This window comes from Paraglaciecola sp. MB-3u-78, from assembly GCF_002835935.1.
Classification (GTDB): domain Bacteria; phylum Pseudomonadota; class Gammaproteobacteria; order Enterobacterales; family Alteromonadaceae; genus Paraglaciecola.
This window is the reverse complement of sequence record NZ_PJCF01000003.1, coordinates 428,595-448,165: the sequence shown is the minus strand read 5'-3', so window position 1 is coordinate 448,165 and position 19,571 is coordinate 428,595. Positions and strand designations below refer to the sequence as shown.

At 42.6% G+C, this 19,571-nt stretch carries 15 protein-coding genes, 1 tRNA gene and 1 pseudogene; 4 read left to right on the top strand and 13 right to left on the bottom strand.

Translation table 11 applies throughout. The features are described 5' to 3' along the window. Positions 1-113: 113 nt before the first annotated feature. Positions 114-3,245 carry a DEAD/DEAH box helicase gene (locus tag CXF95_RS05905; protein ID WP_101197812.1) on the top strand — a complete coding sequence of 1,044 codons (3,132 nt, stop codon included), beginning with the start codon at positions 114-116 and terminating at the stop codon, positions 3,243-3,245. A gap of 13 nt (positions 3,246-3,258) precedes the next feature. Further along, a complete protein-coding gene (locus tag CXF95_RS30400; RefSeq protein ID WP_232787669.1) occupies positions 3,259-4,236 on the top strand; it encodes an SWIM zinc finger family protein in 978 nt (325 codons plus the stop codon). A 268-nt stretch (positions 4,237-4,504) separates the two neighbouring features. On the opposite strand, the gene CXF95_RS05895 is transcribed toward CXF95_RS30400, so the two are convergent. Both CXF95_RS05895 and CXF95_RS05890 read right to left on the bottom strand, forming a co-directional pair. Then, positions 4,505-4,960 carry a type II toxin-antitoxin system YhaV family toxin gene (locus tag CXF95_RS05895; RefSeq protein ID WP_101197971.1) on the bottom strand — a complete coding sequence of 152 codons (456 nt, stop codon included), beginning with the start codon at positions 4,958-4,960 and terminating at the stop codon, positions 4,505-4,507. A gap of 10 nt (positions 4,961-4,970) precedes the next feature. After that, complete coding sequence (locus CXF95_RS05890) at positions 4,971-5,306, bottom strand: type II toxin-antitoxin system PrlF family antitoxin (RefSeq protein ID WP_101197811.1); 336 nt, start codon at positions 5,304-5,306, stop codon at positions 4,971-4,973. 202 nt (positions 5,307-5,508) lie between these two features. Here CXF95_RS05890 and CXF95_RS29500 point away from each other — a divergent pair, with 202 nt between their 5' ends. Then, the gene (locus CXF95_RS29500; RefSeq protein WP_157828083.1) at positions 5,509-5,673 is read left to right on the top strand and encodes a hypothetical protein; all 165 of its coding nucleotides are present in this window, start codon (positions 5,509-5,511) and stop codon (positions 5,671-5,673) included. A gap of 329 nt (positions 5,674-6,002) precedes the next feature. Here the strand turns inward: CXF95_RS29500 and CXF95_RS05880 are convergent. The 5 genes from CXF95_RS05880 to nlpI form a co-directional block, all read right to left on the bottom strand. Then, positions 6,003-6,092, bottom strand: a tRNA-Ser gene (locus CXF95_RS05880). Between the two features lie 416 nt (positions 6,093-6,508). Further along, on the bottom strand, positions 6,509-7,099 hold the full coding sequence (locus CXF95_RS05875) for a beta-phosphoglucomutase family hydrolase (protein ID WP_101197809.1): 591 nt from the start codon (positions 7,097-7,099) through the stop codon (positions 6,509-6,511). A gap of 394 nt (positions 7,100-7,493) precedes the next feature. After that, on the bottom strand, positions 7,494-8,552 hold the full coding sequence (gene nadA, locus CXF95_RS05870; protein WP_101197970.1) for a quinolinate synthase NadA: 1,059 nt from the start codon (positions 8,550-8,552) through the stop codon (positions 7,494-7,496). Positions 8,553-8,643: 91 nt separating this feature from the next. Continuing rightward, positions 8,644-9,756, bottom strand: a complete 1,113-nt coding sequence (locus CXF95_RS05865) for a hypothetical protein (RefSeq protein ID WP_101197808.1) — start codon at positions 9,754-9,756, stop codon at positions 8,644-8,646. Between the two features lie 2 nt (positions 9,757-9,758). Continuing rightward, complete coding sequence (gene nlpI, locus CXF95_RS05860) at positions 9,759-10,667, bottom strand: lipoprotein NlpI (RefSeq protein ID WP_101197807.1); 909 nt, start codon at positions 10,665-10,667, stop codon at positions 9,759-9,761. Between the two features lie 246 nt (positions 10,668-10,913). Here nlpI and cdd point away from each other — a divergent pair, with 246 nt between their 5' ends. Next, positions 10,914-11,324 (top strand): cytidine deaminase, encoded by a 411-nt coding sequence (gene cdd, locus CXF95_RS05855; protein WP_101197806.1) that lies wholly within the window; start codon positions 10,914-10,916, stop codon positions 11,322-11,324. Positions 11,325-11,400: 76 nt separating this feature from the next. Here the strand turns inward: cdd and CXF95_RS05850 are convergent, their stop codons facing one another. From CXF95_RS05850 to CXF95_RS05825, 6 genes and pseudogenes are all read right to left on the bottom strand, one after another. Next, the gene (locus CXF95_RS05850; protein WP_101197805.1) at positions 11,401-13,617 is read right to left on the bottom strand and encodes a molybdopterin cofactor-binding domain-containing protein; all 2,217 of its coding nucleotides are present in this window, start codon (positions 13,615-13,617) and stop codon (positions 11,401-11,403) included. A 1-nt stretch (position 13,618) separates the two neighbouring features. Beyond that, positions 13,619-14,086 carry a (2Fe-2S)-binding protein gene (locus CXF95_RS05845; protein ID WP_101197804.1) on the bottom strand — a complete coding sequence of 156 codons (468 nt, stop codon included), beginning with the start codon at positions 14,084-14,086 and terminating at the stop codon, positions 13,619-13,621. Between the two features lie 87 nt (positions 14,087-14,173). After that, complete coding sequence (locus tag CXF95_RS05840; RefSeq protein WP_101197803.1) at positions 14,174-17,455, bottom strand: S41 family peptidase; 3,282 nt, start codon at positions 17,453-17,455, stop codon at positions 14,174-14,176. A 136-nt stretch (positions 17,456-17,591) separates the two neighbouring features. After that, positions 17,592-18,125: pseudogene (locus CXF95_RS05835) on the bottom strand (ABC transporter permease); the annotation flags it as partial. Between the two features lie 108 nt (positions 18,126-18,233). Beyond that, positions 18,234-18,527: a DUF1244 domain-containing protein gene (locus CXF95_RS05830; protein ID WP_101197802.1), complete on the bottom strand. Its 294-nt coding sequence runs from the start codon at positions 18,525-18,527 to the stop codon at positions 18,234-18,236. A gap of 14 nt (positions 18,528-18,541) precedes the next feature. Next, the gene (locus CXF95_RS05825) at positions 18,542-19,129 is read right to left on the bottom strand and encodes a glutathione S-transferase family protein (protein ID WP_101197801.1); all 588 of its coding nucleotides are present in this window, start codon (positions 19,127-19,129) and stop codon (positions 18,542-18,544) included. Positions 19,130-19,571: the final 442 nt, after the last annotated feature.

The window sequence follows — 19,571 nt, the reverse complement described above, 5'->3', positions numbered from 1 at the left end:
GCAAAACTAGCGGTGATTAAAACGTGTTACGCCCCAACAAGAATCAGTCCTAGCCAAGGCAGCCTTGATAAACATAAAATACACCTATCAAAAATCAAAGTAGTAAAGAATAAGTGCAAATCATCCATTTATTTTGGCAACAAATAAGCAACGACTTTAATAATACGGGTTGTTTGTATTTGTGGTTAGAGCAAGCCAAAAGCGCTAAGACTAAATCAGCGCTTAGCGGTGGCGACTCAAAAAACAACGAATTTTACCCTTTTCAGGCACCGGAGGCGACTCTAGTTAGATGGTTTGGTGAGTATTTCGATCGATTTTTACCGGTTAAAAAACGAACATTCACGAAGAAAACATCCCATGATGCCGTCATTGAGCACATCACCGTGCAACTGCCATGTGATCATGCCAAGCGGCCAATACCGTCGCCTATTATCGTCAACTTAAGCGTCGATGTGGATGGCCTGGACGATGGTACCTATGCAGGTATGGCGAGCTTTGTACTAAATGTGATAAAAATAGAGCAGCCACTGGCTTTTTTGAAAGAGCTTAATTTCCTGTCTTATTATTTTGAAGATGATCTGCAACTGGCTGATGATGCAAAATTTTGGCTAAAAATGGCAGTTGAATTAAGCACTGTTATCCAAAAAGACCAATATATTCCTTTTATGATCGCGCAAAAAATAAAAACTAAAGTCGAGTTTCATAATAAGTGGCAGCCATTGTCAGCAGACTATCAACAACGCATGCGGCAAATAGCTCCTTTCATGCCTTTTTCAGCTTGCTTGGTTGATGATGCCTTGTTTAAAAATATGAACTTAATGCCTATTGCTGTACTACAACATTTTTCTGAAGTGGTGTTAAATAATTTGATCAACAAGACTGTTTATCCCAATACGGTGCATAAACAGCTGCAAGACAGTTTTATTGGTAGTAGCTTCAACTATAAACAAGCACAAGCCACTGAACAGGAGTGGAAGTCGTGGCGATTGTGGCATAACAATTTAAATTACGACCAATTTGGCGCCCCTTTTCAATTATGTTTTAGGCTTAATGAAGCAACATCAAATCATGGTATTGACTGGGGTTTAGAAGTGCTGTTGCAAGCGAAAGTTGACCCTTCTTTTATGATTAATTTGGCTGAATTCTGGCAAGAAAAAGACCTTAAACACGCTTTTTTTAGCCAAATGTTAGGCACGTCAATTGAGCGAAACTTATTATTGCAACTTGGCTACGCTTGCAGAATATATCCCTTGTTGGAACAAGTATTCGCCCAGAATATGCAACAGCGTTTAATTATTTTGACTACCGATCAAGCCTTTGACTTTTTAAAAGAAGATGCCTGGGCCTTACATGCTTGCGGTTATAAAATTAGTGTTCCCTCATGGTGGACGGCATCAGGACGTTTAAAAGCCAAAATAAAAATGCGCGGTAGCCAAAAGCCTAGCGCTGGGGAAAACTCTGGTAATACCGCCGCGCCTGCTTATTTAAGTCAGGATGCGTTAATCGATTTTAATTATCGTTATGCCATTGGCGAAGACGAAGTGAGCGCCAAAGAATGGCAGCAGTTAATCGAGTCTAAGTCTGAGCTAGTGTATTTTCGGGGTCAGTGGATGCAACTTGATCCCCCTGAAATGGCCAAAATGCAGAAACTGATCGAGAGCTCTCAACGAGATAAAGACAGCGGTAATTTAAAAGACTTGTTAATCATGGCAGCCAATGAAGAGCAATATAGTATTGAGCTTGATGATGCCGTCAATAACATGTTGTTAAGTTTGAAGAATAAAGACCAGTTAGCCTTAATAGATCAGCCCAACAACTTAAGCGCTCAGTTAAGACCTTACCAATTAAGGGGCTTGTCTTGGCTGAGTTATTTAGAAAATTTAGGCATGAACCCCTGCTTGGCTGACGACATGGGCCTAGGTAAAACCATGCAAGTTATTGCTTTGTTATTGCACGCCCCTAAACAACAAGCGGCCCTATTAATTGCACCAACGTCGGTTATTGGGAATTGGCTTAAAGAATTAGAGAAATTTGCTCCGAGTATTCGAGCGACTATTCACCATGGTGCAAAGCGAACTAAAAAAGAAGATCTGAGTCAGATCATGGCGGATAACGATGTGGTGATCACCTCTTACGGATTGATACGACAAGATAAAGCTTTGTTTCACAGTGCGACATGGTCACGTTTGATCATTGACGAAGCGCAAAATATTAAAAATCCCTCAGCGGCGCAAACCAAGATTATTTATGCTATCCAAGCGAATAGTCGCATTGCCTTAACCGGTACACCGATTGAAAACAGATTGATGGACTTATGGTCTTTATTTAACTTTCTAAATCCAGGAATATTAGGCACTCGCGCGACCTTTAGAAAAGAGTATGAAATCCCGGTACAGCGAGATAACGACCTTAGAAAAACCAGTATTCTTAAAAATTTAGTCGAACCGTTTATTTTGCGCCGTTTGAAAACAGATAAAAACATAATTCAAGATCTGCCTGATAAAATTGAGCAAAAAGTCTATTGCGAGCTGACCAAAGAACAAGCGTCCTTATACCAGTCTATTGTGAATGAAGTTGAAGCAAGTATTAATGAGGCCCAAGAAACCAGCGAGCATAAAATAATTTTCTTGTCGGCGTTATTGCGTTTAAAGCAGTGCTGTAATCACCCCGCTCAATTGTTGCAAGACGGCAGTGAATTTAGTATTGAACGTTCGATAAAATTACAACGTCTCACCGAGCTAGCCAAAGAAGCGATTAATAATGGCGAAAGTCTTCTTATTTTCAGTCAATTTAAAGAGATATGTGATGCGCTGCAAACCTTGTTAAAAACTCACTTAGGTTTTAACACCCACTACCTTCATGGTGGGACATCCCGTAAAAAACGTGAAGAGATGATCGCGCAATTTCAAGAGCCAAATTCGCCCGCCAGTATTTTTGTATTGTCATTAAAAGCGGGCGGCGTGGGAATAACACTCACTAAGGCCAATCACGTTATACATTTTGATCGCTGGTGGAACCCTGCGGTAGAAAACCAAGCGACCGATCGCGCTTATCGAATTGGTCAACAAAAAACAGTATTTGCCCATAAATTTATCACCTTAGGCACGGTAGAAGAAAAGATCGATCAAATGCTAGTGGATAAACAAAAAGTAGCCGACTCAATAGTAGGTAACGACGAATCATGGCTAACGTCTTTGAACGCCAAGTCATTTATCAAGCTTATTCAACTCAGCAAACAAGACTAATAGGACGTAAACGATGGCAGCAAAACTAATACATAAAAGTTGGTGGGGTGGCGCATTTGTGCAAGCCCTAGAAACTTATATTGATCCCGGCCGACTGCAGCGCGGTAAAGCCTATAGAACAGATAGTCGCGTGTTGGACTTTGACATTAGCGCAAATGAAATAAAAGCCACTATACGAGGTAACGTTAATCATTATTTTAATGTAACAGAGGAGCCAAGGTATAAAGTGGTGCTTAAATTTGATCAAATAAAGCCATTACAGTGGCAAAGGATCATTAAAAACATAAGTGGCAATGCGCTGTGGTTGTCAAAACTGATGTTAAACGAAATACCAGCTAATATTGAGGACGCCTTCGAAAGTGACCGCTTACTACCTACATCATATGATGATGTAGAGGCCAGCTGCAGTTGTCCAGACTACAGCAATCCCTGTAAACACATTGCAGGGGTCTATTATCGTATTGCCAATATACTAGATTCACGTCCCATGTTGTTGTTTCAACTACGGGGACTGCCCCCAGAAGAACTACATACAGAACTAAAAAAAACGGAACTAGGTCAGGCCTTTTCTGAACACTTAAGCTTGCCTGAAAGTGTTGAAATGGAATATCAGCAGCATATGTATACGCCGACACATGTTAAGCGAGAAACAAACGCCTTAAACCAGAAATCCCCTCAGCCAATAGTGTATCCAACTGCCAAATTAAACCAATTTTGGTCGATGCCCTTGAATGTTAAAAGTACTGATGACGAAGGGGTAAATCTTGAAGGAGCTGAAGGTGTTGAAGGAGAGCAAAGAACTGCAGCAGCACCGGAAAACATTTGGCCTTTAGCTCATCCCGATAACGATAGCATTATTGAAATTTCAGCGGCACTGATAAAGAAACAAGGCGATTACCCCGAATTTTGGACAAACAACCATTCATTTATAGGTGCTATGGAGCTGTTCTATTCTCATACCCGAAAGAAAAACAACAAGGATTTACTGTAGCTACCCCATGTAAGCATCTGAGTGGGGGCTGACGTCTAAATAGTGTTCTGCCGCATAAAATTAAGTAGCTCGCTGCGTTTCAATTTCTTAATTACATGGACATCACCCATCCAAATTACTTTACCTCTGTTCTCTGTGGTTCATTTTTTTACGTTTTCTAGCTACTGCTTTTATCTGTTCCATGCAGCTGCAGTCTGCTTTTCACTAGCGTCAAAATAATTCGATGCACGGGCCTGACAATACTCTTGAGGAAAAACTAGCTAAATGTTTATGGTGAGTCGGTATGCTTCTTGGCCGCTTTTAAAAGATCATCCCATCCGTCAGAAGGAGTACCGGTTTTTAACATCTTTTCGAACACCCGATAAGCATCAACCTTACTGCCACAGGCTTGTTTGTTCTTCTCGTCGCTTACCCAAGCAAAAACAATTATTTTGGACTCTTGGTGATAGCGAAAAAACAATCGGTACTGCTGAAAAAACTTAGCTCTAAACCAATGTTTATTGCTTTCGCCTAAGGTATTTCCTTGACGAAATTCAGGGTGAGTTGGATCTTGTGGAATAAGTTGAAAGATTAGCCTTTGAATAGCCGCTAATCGTTTGGTCGCATTCTTTTTACGGTAAGCTTTTGGCTGTTTTTCTTTAAGGGCTTCAACGTGAGTTTTAAGGGTTAAATGCTGTTCAGCAAATAATGGATGTGTGTAAAGCGTCCAACCGTTTACAACCATTTTGATACTGTTAGACAAGGTCGTCCTGATCCGGTAATGGCGCATCTAAATCAATATCTACAACCTCTACCAGTGATTCCACGCTTTCACGCATACTTGCTGTAAGCGGTTTTAGTCTTTCAGGATGAGCCTGCATATCATTGGCAATAAACGACAAAAACTCCCCAAGAACAGGATCGCTTTGTTTTGCTTCAGCACGAGATATAACAACGCTACCGTCAGACTGAATAGCGTATTTGATCTTGGCTTTTTTACTTAAACGCAATGCCTTACGAACAGGGCTCGGCACAGTAGTTTGGAAACGGTCTGTTAGGGTTGATTCAGTTTCTAAAGCAATTTGAGCCATAAAGACCTCTATTAATAGAATAGGATTTAAGCGTAGTTTGAAAGAAATGGTAATGAAAATGCATTACCTCTTTGAGGTGGTACTAAAAGCAGACAATGTAATACCAAACAACCTTGCTTGAACTAAACCAAATATTAAGTTGTTCACTCAATATGACAAACAATCGAGACTCGTCAACTGGTAGGGAAAACGGAGGTGAGTCATGAACAACCAAGAATATTCAGCTTATTGTTATAGCCAATTGGTGCAGGTGTTCACCAACACCCACAAAGGGCAACCAGACGATGAGTTAAAGTATGTACCGAAGGATTGTTGCAAGCTGGGAAGTTACTTGGCTTTTTTAACTGGGCCGATGCCGCAAAACTGATGAACAATGCGCATATTGAAGTGTTTGGCCAAACCATTGAATACAAAAAAGCCCCGCTACATACTGTGATTTTGGCAACAGTTTGTCCGCTTGGGATTGTAAAATACATCCATGTATTTCATCGCTTCGCGACCATGCTAAACTTCGCATGTCCACAAAAAGTTGCAGGAGCAACTTAGAACAGCTTTAGCTGGCCTGCGAAGCAGGTGAACCACATGGACGTGGTGAATAAATTTGTTCCTGACAAATTTGTCGAACCGTGTGGGTACTCATTCCAACCAGCACCGCCAAACACAAAAAAACCCGCTTGATGCGGGTTCTTTTGTATTTGGCGGAGGGGGTGGGATTCGAACCCACGTTAGGTTTAACCCTAAACACACTTTCCAGGCGTGCGCCTTAAGCCACTCGGCCACCTCTCCAAAACTTTTAAACTTTTATGACCACTTTAAACTAGTCAAATACGGGGTATCCCATACACGTCCATGATGATATGCACCCAATCTCATCTTCCATGACTCGATGTTAATCCACGCGGAGCTGGGCTCCTAAAGACAGTGGTTTAACCCACCTCTCCAAAACTTTTAAAATCTTTACCTATTTACTTTAAGTTGATGTCATTCAACTTGGCGCTTGGCGTGCGCTTTGGTTCTTACTCTTTTGCAGTCTGTTGGCTATTGGCCACTTAAGCCACTCCTACAAAAGAGGCGCGTATGTTAGGGAAAACCGCTTGGCTGCGCAAGTAATAACTGCAACCAAAGGGGTGATGCGGTGATTTATTACTCAAATTCCCATTAATAACGTGCAAAAAGCTACTGACTGACGAAAATCAGCCTGTCTATTCTGGCAAGACTATCTTGCCGTTGATAACCATTATGCAGTCCATGCCGGCATTTTGGGCGGCTTGGCGACCTACTTCGGTGTCTTCAAACACCACACATTCACTTGGCTGTAACCCCATATTTGTGGCGACTGTTATAAAAGTTTCTCCGTGGGGTTTGCCATGTGTTACGTCGGATGCAGTAACAACAGTTTCAAGACGCTCTAGCAATCCGGTATCGGTCAGCATTTGGATGGCGTTATTACGCTCTGATCCGGTACCTACGCCCATTTTAAGTTTGCCTTGGTACCTAAGCATAACTTGGAATGTATCGTCGATAATACTTGGGCTATCATTAAGATCGATAAACGCTAGGCGTTTTGTTTCGGTGACTTCGTCTAGGTCATGGTTTAGGTCATGTTTTTCATTAAGTAGTTTAACAATGTCTCTGGTGGGCACGCCGCCAAGATTGTGTATGTAATCACTATCAAAAGGATAAGCATATTTTTCGCAGGTTTGTTGCCAAGCTATACCGTGTGCACCCATTGAATCAATCAGGGTTCCGTCCATATCAAACACTATGCCTTTGTAACGGCTTAAATCTGGCATTACACTCACTCCTAATATTAATACCAATCAGTATAAAGAATTGCTCTCTCAGAAAGCCTCAGTCGATTTTGGGCAAGGCGTCGCTACGTAGGAATGGCAATCCCCTTTCAAGTAGCGAGAACGCAGCACAAAATCGGCTGAGGCTTTCCCAAAGGGCGAGGTTTAAAGGAGCTTACTCTGCGTTGCATGAATTTGAAAGAGCACCACTATTCCTGCATTCACGCGCCTTGATCGGGCGCCGAGCGTTAAGCTCCTTTAAAACTCGCTGAGTAGTCACTTCCTTATACTCATTGGTATACAATACTACAGTGGTATGAGGGCTATAAATGAAAAAGCCAGCTAAGCTGGCTTTTATCTTGTTAATCTATCTTGCAAAAAACCCAAAACAATCGAACTAGGCGTTACCCGTCACTTGCATTTTTAATTCAGCAGAAAAGTCGAGCATACGATTTAAGGGTATTAATGCCCGTTGACGCACAGCTTCATCCACAAAAATTTCGTGACCACTGCTATCGGTTAATGATTGGTGGATAGCTTGCAAGCCGTTCATGGCCATCCATGGGCAGTGGGCGCAGCTTTTGCAGGTTGCGCCGTTGCCGCCTGTTGGGGCTTCTAACAATATTTTACCTGGTGCGGCTTGCTGCATTTTGTAAAAAATACCGCGATCGGTGGCCACTATAAAATGACTATTGGGCAAGTTTTTTGCTGCATTGATCAACTGAGTAGTTGAACCAACGGTATCAGCCATTGCGACCACACTGGCTGGCGATTCTGGATGCACTAAAACAGCCGCATCAGGATAGAGGTATTTCATATCTAACAGCGCTTTAGCTGAAAACTCGTCGTGTACGATACATTCACCTTGCCACATCAACATATCTGCGCTGGTCTGTTTGGAAATATACGCGCCTAAATGGCGATCCGGTGCCCAAATAATTTTCTCGCCCAGCGAGTCTAAATGCTCAACAATGTCTAAGGCAATACTTGAGGTCACCACCCAATCAGCACGGGCTTTTACCGCCGCTGAGGTATTGGCATACACCACCACTGTGTGATCGGGATGGGCATCACAAAAAGCTGAAAATTGATCCTCAGGACAGCCAAGATCTAGTGAACACGTGGCTTCTAAGTTGGGCATTAATACGGTTTTTTCAGGACTGAGAATTTTCGCGGTTTCGCCCATAAATCGTACGCCAGCAACAATCAAGGTATCGGCTTCGCAGTCACGTCCAAAACGGGCCATTTCTAATGAGTCAGAAATACAACCGCCGGTTTCTTCGGCTAAGGCTTGGATTTCTGGATCGGTATAATAATGCGCAACTAAGACAGCATTATTTTGTTTAAGCAGCGTTTTGATTTCCTGGACGTATTGTTGCTGTTGCAGATGACTCAATGCAACGGGCTTGGCCGGAAAAGGGTACGCAATGTTTTTTACAGAAAATAACTCAGACATATTTTTATGAGGCACTATATGAGGCACTAATGGTACTGTTAAAACGTCCGGGTATTATACCCATTTGTAATGCAATTAACATATTAGGAAGTTAAAGAATATTGATCTTATTTGTAGAAGCAGATAAGTACTGCTGGTATCTCGCTCGCCAAAACTGACTTTCTGATAGGTTATTAGACTGCTCATACAACTGAGCAAAATTAATATGAGCCGATGGTTGATTAGGTGTGGTGTGCAGTTGCCTTTGCCATGCGATTAAATAGCTATTAGGAATGAAGCCGGTATCGTGATATTCCATAAACGTTAGTTGCTTGGATGCTTTAAACGCTTGGGTAGAATGATTATCGCAAGTTCTAGCAGCAAATATGTCAGTGTTATTTTGCAGGCCTATTGACTGCCAATATTGTCTATCTACCTCCAATTGTTGTGCCTGTTTAAACACTATATTGGGCGCATCGACGCCAGCACATACACGTTTTGCGAGTCCTTGACTGAGTGGGTATTCATCGATAAAACCTGAGAAGTGGGCTAACTCGTGAATAAACACATCGTAGGTGTCTTGGCGATCAAGAAACATCACACCGTTGTGAACGTTGGCTTTGCCTTTGTTAGCAAACATCACTAAATGCGTAAAAGGTAAGCGTTTTAGTTTCTCGGCGAGTGACAATAGTTGACAGCCTAATCGGCCGCTTTGGTGCCAATTTTCTTCGCAGACAATGTCAACAGGATCAAACCAAGTCACGTCATAGATACAAATAGGCAAAGACTTCAGGCGTTGGTCTTGGGCAAAACGTGACCTAACACTTTCAGCTTGCACTAATGATTCTATATCGGCAGTCACAAACAATAATTTTTGTTTACAGTTATCAGGCAAACTAGATAGCTGCTGCATAAAGTCAGAGTTTCGATTTTTATTAAAGGCAGTAGCGTGATACTGATACAACCTAGTTAAAGATTGCAGATCCTCATTCAGATTTTGTGACCCAAGTGATGAAAATGCCTGTGCCGACTCTTGGTACTTTTTATTCCGCCATAGTGCAAGGCCATGGGCAAGTTGTTGTTCAGCCACTTTATTGGATAATGACTTCGAAGAAAGTAGATTTTGTTGTGTAGGGGAAATATCTAGAAAGTAATGATTAACCATAAGCCAAATAAGGACGAGCACACACACTAAGGCTATTCCCCATTTGGTCAATATAGTCATCTTTATTGGTTTTTTATCTCGTTTGTAGCGGTTTTATTGGCTTCATCACGTAATAAATTAAGTTCTAGGCGAGCGTATCGGTGTTCAACATACTCGAATACATTAGTACTTAACGCGAGTTTAAAATAGTTTGACGCAACACCTGTGTTGCCTCTTGCAGAGTGGTATTTACCTAAATAGAAATAGGCTTCACACAATCTGTCAGTCAATTGTTGCTGGCTGGTTACACCGCTAATCAGCGAGTTTAACAGTTCACTTTCGGTTATTGTTTCGAGATACAAATCCACCAACTGAGTAGCCCAGTTGTTTTCATCTAAATTTTTACGTTGCTGAGCTAACTCAATCATCGCTTTTGGTTTATCTATTTCGCTGGAAGCCAGATAGTTCCAAAGGGCACGATAAGGGTCTGATGCATTTCTGTTATAAAAGGTACCAAAATCACGCACTGCCAAGTCGGGGCGTCCACCGTAATATAAGGCAATACCGCGGTTTAAAAATGCAAATTCCATATCTGGATTAATATCTAAGGTGGCATCAAAGGCTTCGTAAGCTTGGATGAAATCCATTTGCTGAGTGTAATGTACCCCCATAGAATTATAGGCTTCAGCCAAATCAGGCTTGAAACTAATGGCTTGATTAAAATCGTATTGTGCCAAACCAGATAAACCCACGCTGTCATATAAAGTACCACGCTGATGCAACAGTTGTGCTTTTTGCTCATCTTCTAAATCGGTATTAGCCAAAATATGGCTATAACGAGCAATGGCTAATTGTGAGCGCGGATTCATTGGAGCAGGCTCGGCCAATAACAAGTTGCCCATTTGCCTGTTGCCTTGCATTGAACCGCTATTGTTTGCACAACCAAATAAGAATGCGCTAAGTAATATGATGGTACTGAGATGTTTATGCATATGAGTAGAGAAGTTTTACCTGAAAAAATAGATTATTTATATGACTCCAATTCTGAGCCTAGGTTTCACTACAACCCTTTAAAATAGTCAAAAACAATAAGAAGTGATGTGACTTAGAGTCGCTTATTTCCCTGTAAAAGTAAAGTTGCCCCAGTACCTGTAGTGTTAAAACGTGAATTAAACTTGAATCTCACGCCTAAAATAAAGCAAACTACTTGGCCGAGTTAAATTTGAAGTCTGATTTTTATGGCACTTGACCTAACAGCCGAACACAAAATACTTTTGGCACTAGCCACTAAAGCACAAAAAAATGCCCACGCGCCTTATTCAAATTTTTATGTGGGCGCAGCTATTCTTGATGAAAACGCGCAACACCATGCCAGTTGTAACGTAGAAAATGCTGCTTATCCATTGGGCCAATGCGCCGAAGCAGGCGCTATTTCGGCCATGATTGCTTCGGGTAGTAAACACATTAAACACATCCTAATCGCCAGCCCCAACGATAATTTCTGCCCACCTTGCGGGGGGTGTCGACAAAAAATAGCTGAGTTTGCGGATGCCCAGACAGAGGTACATATGGCAACTAAAAAGGGTGAACTAAAAACCGTTAAGTTTACAGAGTTACTGCCGTTGGCATTTGGGTTTGACAAAGAATAAGTGGATCGGACTAATATATTCCACAAAAAAAAGCCGCTATCTAAATAGCGGCTTTTCAATCAGTTAAGACCCAAACTTACACCGACATAGGTTTAAATGGCAAATCTCGGTAACGTTTACCCGAGGCGGCAAATACGGCATTGGCTAATGCTGGGGCAAAGGGCCCTAGACCGGGCTCACCTAAACCAGTGGGTTTAAAGTCATTTTCCACGAAGTGCACATTCACCTGAGGCATTTCGTTGATACGTAGCACAGGGTAATTATGATAGTTTGAGTTGACCACAGCGCCCTCTCTAAACACCACTTCGGTGCGTAATGATAACGACATACCCATAACCACTGCGCCTTCCATTTGCGCTGTGGCACTATCAAGGTTTAATACTTGACCGCAGTCTACAACTGCGTCCACTTCTAACACTTTGATGTCATCCCCGTTAACTTCTACCCGCACAGCCATAGCCACATAAGTATTAAAACTATAATGCACAGCTATACCTAATCCTTGATTGCTAGGTAGCTTACTCCGGTTAGCCCAGCCAGACTTTTCAGTTGCCATGGCTAACACACCTTTTGAGCGTGCGACTTGCTCAGCTTGTTCGGGATTTTTGTTATTGTCGTAAATGCTATTTAATAAGCTGAGGGTATCTTTTTTGGTTTTGTGAGCCAATTCATCGGCAGCACTACCAAAAGCAAACCCATAAAATATGGCGTAAACAGCACGGTACCAACCAATACGAGTATGGGCTTTTGCTTCACCTGTTTCACTGCGATAGTTGGCGATACCAAAAGGATGATTATCCACATCACCTAAATTATTGGCCGGTGCTCTATCAAGTGATGGGTCAAACAAAGATGCAATAGCGGGGAAGGCAGCGCGGTGTAACCAGCCTGTGACATTACCATCTTTGTCCACCGCCGCTTCAATATGCTGTGCGTTAATCGAATGATAATAGCCAGTGCGCATATCTTCTTCCCGAGACCAAATAAGTTGCACAGGCGCATTCACTGCTTGGGACAATACTGCGGCTTCGTGCACATAGTCACATTTAAACTTACGCCCGAACGCACCACCCGCCATAGTCACATTGACGTAGATATCTTTCGGGTCGCGATCTAAGTATTGCGCTAATACTTTTTGGATATCGCCGGGACTTTGTGTGGCGGCCCATACTTCACAGCTATCTTTTTGTACCCACACCACGGAAGCATTGGGCTCCATGGGTGCGTGAGACAAATGCCCACCTGTGTAAGTGGCTTTCATCACATGCTCGGCTTCTGCAAAAGCTTTAGCAAGATCGCCTCGTTCGGCCGCTAACTGAGCTGGGTTTTCTACATTTTTGACTAGCTGTGCTTTATAGGCCTTAGTGTCATAACTTTGGTGCTCGCCTAAATCCCATTCAATTTTTAATTTTTTAAGGGCTTGTTGCGCAGTCCAAGTATTGTCTGCCACGACTGCTACACCACCAAGGGATCCGAATGGCACTTCAAACCTTGGAATTTCGATGATATCCAGCACACCTTTGACTGCCATGGCTGCTGTTTTATCAACACTTTTTAGCTTACCGCCCATCACAGGGCAGTGGATCATAGCGGCATATTTTAACCCAGGCATTTTGGTATCCACGCCGTAGGTTAATTTGCCTACCACTATGTCGCCTTGATTATGCCTAGCGATATCTTTGCCGATATATTTGAAATCTTTCTTTTCTTTTAGGGTAACGCTAGCAGGAACTGACTCATTGGCGGCAAGGCTTGCCAAATCGCCATAACTGAGTTTTTGTTGATTGTTCTTATTGATAACATAGTGGTTTTCAGCCATACATTCTTCAGCTGATACGCCCCACACTTTAGCTGCTGCCGCCACTAACATAACTTTGGCTGCGGCGCCTGCTTCACGCATAGGAATGTACATAGTACGAATACTGGCCGAGCCACCTGTGGCTTGTGAGCCGTATTTCTCTTCGTTACCTTCACCTTGTTTAATGCTCACCCGAGTCCAGTCGGCTTCGAGTTCGTCCGCTACCGCAGCAGGTAAAGCCGTACTGATACCTTGGCCCATTTCACAGCGGCCACAGTAGATTAAGGTGTCGCCGTTGTCGGCGATGTGAATAAATGCATTGGGATTAAAGGTGCTGTCTTCGCCCATTTTAAAACCGGCGATAGTAGTTTGCGGCAAACTGATACCCAACACTAAACCACCTGTTGCTATACCTGATTGTTTAAGGAATTGACGTCGACTTTGATTAGATACCGTGTTTTTATTTAAAACAGAATTGGGGTTTGAAGCAGTCATGTTAAGCCTCCTTGTACATTTCGTCAGCAGCATCGGACACCGCTTGTTTGATCCGTTGATACGTACCGCAGCGGCAGATATTCCCTTGCATAGCATTGTCGATATCGTCGCTACTAGGGGTTTTATTGGTGGCTAAAAAGCTAGCAGCATTCATGATTTGTCCAGACTGACAATAACCACATTGTGGCACTTTATTGGTTAACCATGCTTTTTGCAGTGGATGATCACCCGTTGCAGACAATCCCTCAATAGTAGTGATACTTTTACCTGCCACAGAAGAAACGGGCATCACACAAGAGCGCACGGCTTGTCCATCTAAATGGACGGTACAGGCACCACATATTCCCATACCACAACCATATTTGGTGCCTGTTAGCTCGAGTTTATCCCGTAAAAACCACAACAAGGGCATGTCACCCTCTACATCGATAGGATAACTCTTATCGTTAATCTTAATACTTTGACTCATCACACTCTCCGCTTAACTTGTTGGTTGGGCAAATCGATGTTCTGAATCTGCCTGATTATTTTTCTACGCTGCTAAGCACTCATTTGTTTAATTTTGAATAGCCGGCGTTGAATATTTAGGTGGTGTTACCTGTTTAGTTTCAATCTGTTTTAACTGTTTCATCAATTCTTTCACCCCTGTGAGCAATTGTGGATCATCACCTTTTGCCAACGATTGAGCATCCTGATATACCTCAATATCTGGGGCAATACCGATATTTTCACCCACCCACTTGTTGTTCACTGGGTCAAACACCGCGTTATCTGGGGCAGTGAGGGCTCCACCGTCTACGAGCGCATAATGCACCGATGATTTCACCAGCCCACCCCAGGTACGAGCGCCAATTAGCTTGCCTACTTTTTGTTGACGAAACGCCCAAGGAAAATAATCACCACCAGAGCCAGCGAGCTCATTAATAAGTAACACTTTTGGCCCTTTAATCCCCGCAGGCAACAACAAGGGTTTGCCGTTAGGTACTTCATTAGTCAGCGCAGCACGAAGTTTTCGGTTCATTAAATCGACCATGTAATCATCCAACAAACCACCACCATTAAAGCGTTCATCAATTACCGCACCTAATTTATCTTGCTGGGCAAAGAAATACCGATTAAATGAAACAAACCCTGGCGAACTCGTATTGGGTACCCACACATAAGCTAACTTGCCATCAGATAACTTATCGACCAATCTGCGATTGTCTTCTACCCAAGCTCGTTGCCTTAATGCTGTTTCGTTACCCGTTGGTTTCACTGTAATTTGCCACGCTTCGCTAAAGCTGGGCTTATCGTTAATATGCAATACCGTTTGCTGATCGACTGTTCCGTCCAGAAATTTATAAGGATTATCTGCGCTAGTCAATTCTTTACCATTTACGCCAACCAAATATTGCCCTTGGGCTAGCTTTAAACCCGGCTGATCTAATGGGCCTTTTAATTTAGGATTCCAACTTTCGGCGGTAAATATTCGGTCGAGCTGCCAGCGCCCTTCTTTGACGATTAAATCTGCTCCGAGTAAAGCGGCACTGGCCTTTGGTGTTTTTGGATAATCGCCGCCAAACACAAAACTGTGGCCTACAGACAATTCACCGTTCACCATATCCAATAAATAGGTTAAATCAGCGCGATGTTTTATATGTTTCACTAAGGATTCGTAGCGACCAAACACCTCATCCCAATCACGTCCGTGCATATTTTTATCGTAAAAATAATCTCGCTGATAACGCCATGCCTCTACAAAAATTTGTCGCCATTCTTGTTGACGGTTAAGGTTCATCATCAATTTGGTCTCTAAAGGTTTGTCGGTTTTAGCGGTGGATTTATCAGCATCCACCACAAACCATTTAGGGCCTTTTTTGACTAACAATTTTTTATGATCGGCTGAAATACTCGCTAACTGAATACCTTCCATAAAAGATTCAGCTTTTCGTGATTTCAAGTCGAACTTAAGCAATGCTAGATCCCTGTTTTCACATTGCCTTTTGGCAAAAAACACCGTTCCTTGTGGCGCGGTCAGAGTAAAAGCATACTCTCCTGCTGGCATAGGCAGAGGTAAGATACGCCTTTCAATTTCTTTGAAGTCTATTTTGATTGCTTCGACCGTTTCTTTTTCTGTCGCCTTTGCGTCTTTGTCTTGGGTTTCATCTGCTACTTCTGAATCTTTCTCATCGTCATTTTTAGGTTCATCTTCTTCGGTGCCTTCTTCATCACTGCGTGGGGCAAATGGTGAGGTTTCATCTGCTAATAAGCTCACAATATATGGGGCATACTCCGAATCAGCTGCCATTGAGCTGGTATTGGCCCAGCCGCTATTCAAGCCATAATCGGTGCTGGCTAAGAAATACAAATATTTGCTATTTTGATCCCATGCCGGTGACATCGAGTTAGCAAATTTATTGGTCAAAAAGTGCGTGTCTTGAGAATTGACAGAATATATTTTGATTTGCTGAAAGCCATTATCAGCAGTTTTCACATAAGCTAAAGCATTAGAGTCTGGTGCCCAGGCCAAATCATTGCGACCACGCTCTAAATTGTTTCCACCCGTATCAACGGTGATGATGTTTTTAGTCGCTAATTCTAACAAACGTATACGCACATCATCATCTACAAATGCGATGTACTTGCCATCGGGAGACCATGTGGGTTCCCAGGCCATTTTTGACTCGCCTATTGCTATCGCTTGTAGTTCAGACAAACCGTCTTGAGACTTCAACAACAGCTGATAACCTTGTTCACCTTTGTCAGAAAACCAAGCAATTTGATCACCCTTAGGTGACCAAATGGGCGCTCGGTCTGCAGCATCAGAAGTTTGCGTGAGGTTACGCACGCTGCCATGTTCAATCGGAACTGTGAAAATCTCACCACGGGAGGCCATGATGGCGCGTTTTCCTGTAGGTGATAACGAAGCTGAGTCTGCCTTTTCTCCCACATCTTGCCATTGGGTTTCAGCCCAAGGAAAATCACCGGTCACTGCAATGGATAGTTTTTGAAGTTCTTCACTGGCTAAATCAAAGGTAAACAAATCACCATTTTGTTCAAATACTAACTGTTTACCATTGGTGGCTAATTGTTTGATATCAGCATTTTTGAATTCTGTGATTTGTTTAAGTTTTTTTCGTTTCACAGAATATGACCAAATATTAGATACCCAATCTCGGTCTGACAAAAAGTAAACCGTGTCATCGACCCAAACAGGCTCAATATCGATGGTGGAATCACTGTTGATCATGGTTTCTTCGAGGCTGGCCAAATCAACCACCACTAAAGGTGTATTTTGTCCACCTCGATAGTTACGCCATTCACCATCCCAACGAGACATACGGTCGATGACCATGTGTTTGCCATCCCCGGAGTACGCACCATTATATGCCCATTGATGGAGTACTAACTCAGCCGGTCCACCATCAACAGAGATGGTCCACAAACGATTAATAGGCCTAGGCGCAGTGTCACGACCGGAAGCAAAGAGTACTCGTTGACCATCGGGTGTCCATCCACGCACACTGCCACTGGCGGCATGCCATGACAATCTATTGGCCTGACCGCCGCTACTGGGCATAACATAAACCGAGTTAGTACCGGAACGATTAGATGAAAAAGCTAAACGTTGCCCATCAGGAGAAAAGTGTGGGTTGCTTTCTATTGCAGCGGTACTGGTCAACCTTTTGCTATTTTGCCCCAACAAGTCGGTTATCCATATATCACCTGCATAAACAAACGCTAAATGGCTATCGCTGATACTCGGTTGTCTTAACAAGCGGGTTTGCTGAGCAATAGACCTAGGCAATATAAACATGCTGGCCACAACCAGTAACCATGGTACAAACTTAATCATTCGGATTCCCTTTTATGATGGACCTATAAAGTCAAATTCACGGGCTAACTTAGGCTCTTACTGTACGTTTTTGTACCACAAAGGTCATTTCTAAATTGTACAAACAAACGGTTCTGGATTTATACCATTCCGTATATCAATCACTGTGTAAAGCATCAATAGGATTCAGTTGCGAGGCTTTGATAGCCGGATACACACCAAAACCAATGCCTACCGCCTTACAAATGCTCAAAGATAGTAAAATGGCGGTGATTGACCAACTTACCGCCCAACCAGAATAAAAGCCGATGACTTCGGATAAGATAAGACCAAATGCTATGCCTAACAGCCCACCTAATACTGAAATAGTGAAACTTTCAGCGATAAACTGCATTTTGATATTTTATTGAGTTGCACCGACAGCGCGAAGTAAGCCAATTTCTTTGGTTCGTTCAAGTACGTTGGCTAACATGATGTTCATGATCCCGATGCCGCCCACCAACAACGAAATACCTGCTACACAGGCCACAACGATGTTAAAGATTTGCTGAATTTGTTTTTGTTAAGCTAACAAAGCGGTAAGGATAACCAGCTGATAATCATCAGCCTCCCCATGGCGCAACTTGAATAAATCCGACACGGCTTTTGCTGCCACAATAGGATCGGTTTGATCTGATATTTTTAGCTTAATCACATCTCATTCACTGGCCAATATAGCCAATCCTAAACCGGAGGGTTCCAGCTTAGCATCACTGTTTCACAATATTTCTTTAGCTATCAATGTGACTAGGCGCTATGTTTAAAGCGATTGTCGCGCCTCAAAAGCAGCGGACTGCTCTGGTGTTGCAGGTTGTTGATGGTTAGCCTTCCATTCACTATAAGGCATACCGTAGACCGCTTCTCTGGCTTGGTCGTAATTTATCTCAACGCCTTGCTCTTGGGCCCCTGCCATATACCATTTTGATAAACAGTTACGGCAAAAGTCGGCTAATATCATCAGATCAATATTTTGTACGTCTTTGTTTTCATCTAAGTGTTTGAGTAAGCGTCTAAAAGCAGCGGCTTCGGCGGCGGTTTTTTGTGATTCGTTCATTTGGGATTACCTGTTTATTTGCGGGGGTCGGTGGCGGTCACTTCAATGCGTTGGGCATTGTCATCGTGGAATGCCAACAAGTCGGTTAAGCCCTGCATATTATGCAAATTCCTAAACTCGATCCAATCAATTAAACAATACAAACATACCGCAGGGTAGTTCCAACTGGTGAACTGTTGGCTCGCCACCATTTCATTTAAGTGCACTAATACCCCGTTGACTCGCTCTTTTTGCAGCTTAAAAAATAGCTTATCTTCGTCAGGCTGAATATCTGAATTAGTCAAAATAAACATTTGCACCAAAGAGTCGTTAGCTGCATCAATTAGGGTTAGTTGGTTTTCTTGCTCCCAGTTCAGTAACGGATCATCAAACTTATCGGTTAAATAACGATAGATGATCCTCGAATCAAAAATGACCTTCGTAGTGTCATCAGAGCTATCCTCTAACATGGGTATTTTCATAGTAGGATTTTTGGCCGCAAGCACCTGCCTGTCTTGTTCCGAAAAGATCTGCAGATTGACAAATTCATGTTCAGTATTCGCCAACCATATACGCAAACGGCGTACATAGGGAGAAGTAGTAGAACCGTATAATTTCAACATTAAATACTCCAGACTGATCAATGTCTAACAATGGTTTAGAGACTAAAGTGAACTGCACTATGCAGTAAATATAATAGTTTATTAACTGTATTTAGTGACTCGTTTACACAACCTTAAGCGCTTCTATACTCAGTGTATATAAAAATATTTGGCTGACTCAGATGGCAATAAAAAGCACGATTCTAAAAGCAAAAATCACCTTGTGTGAAGCATCTAAAATAAGTTTTCTCCAAAAGCAGACATTCAGCACCTTGCTGTAATCAAACGGTCAAGGTCAAACAAGCCCCCGAAGTGGCAACTTAAGGAAGATCGCTGGCAATTGATATGCTTACTGATAGCAGCTCCACTAAAAATGTTTAATAAATTTCTTAGGCTACCGTTTGGCAAGGGGAAATTAAACGCTTCAACACAGACATTACACAACCACATACGTCGATTAACG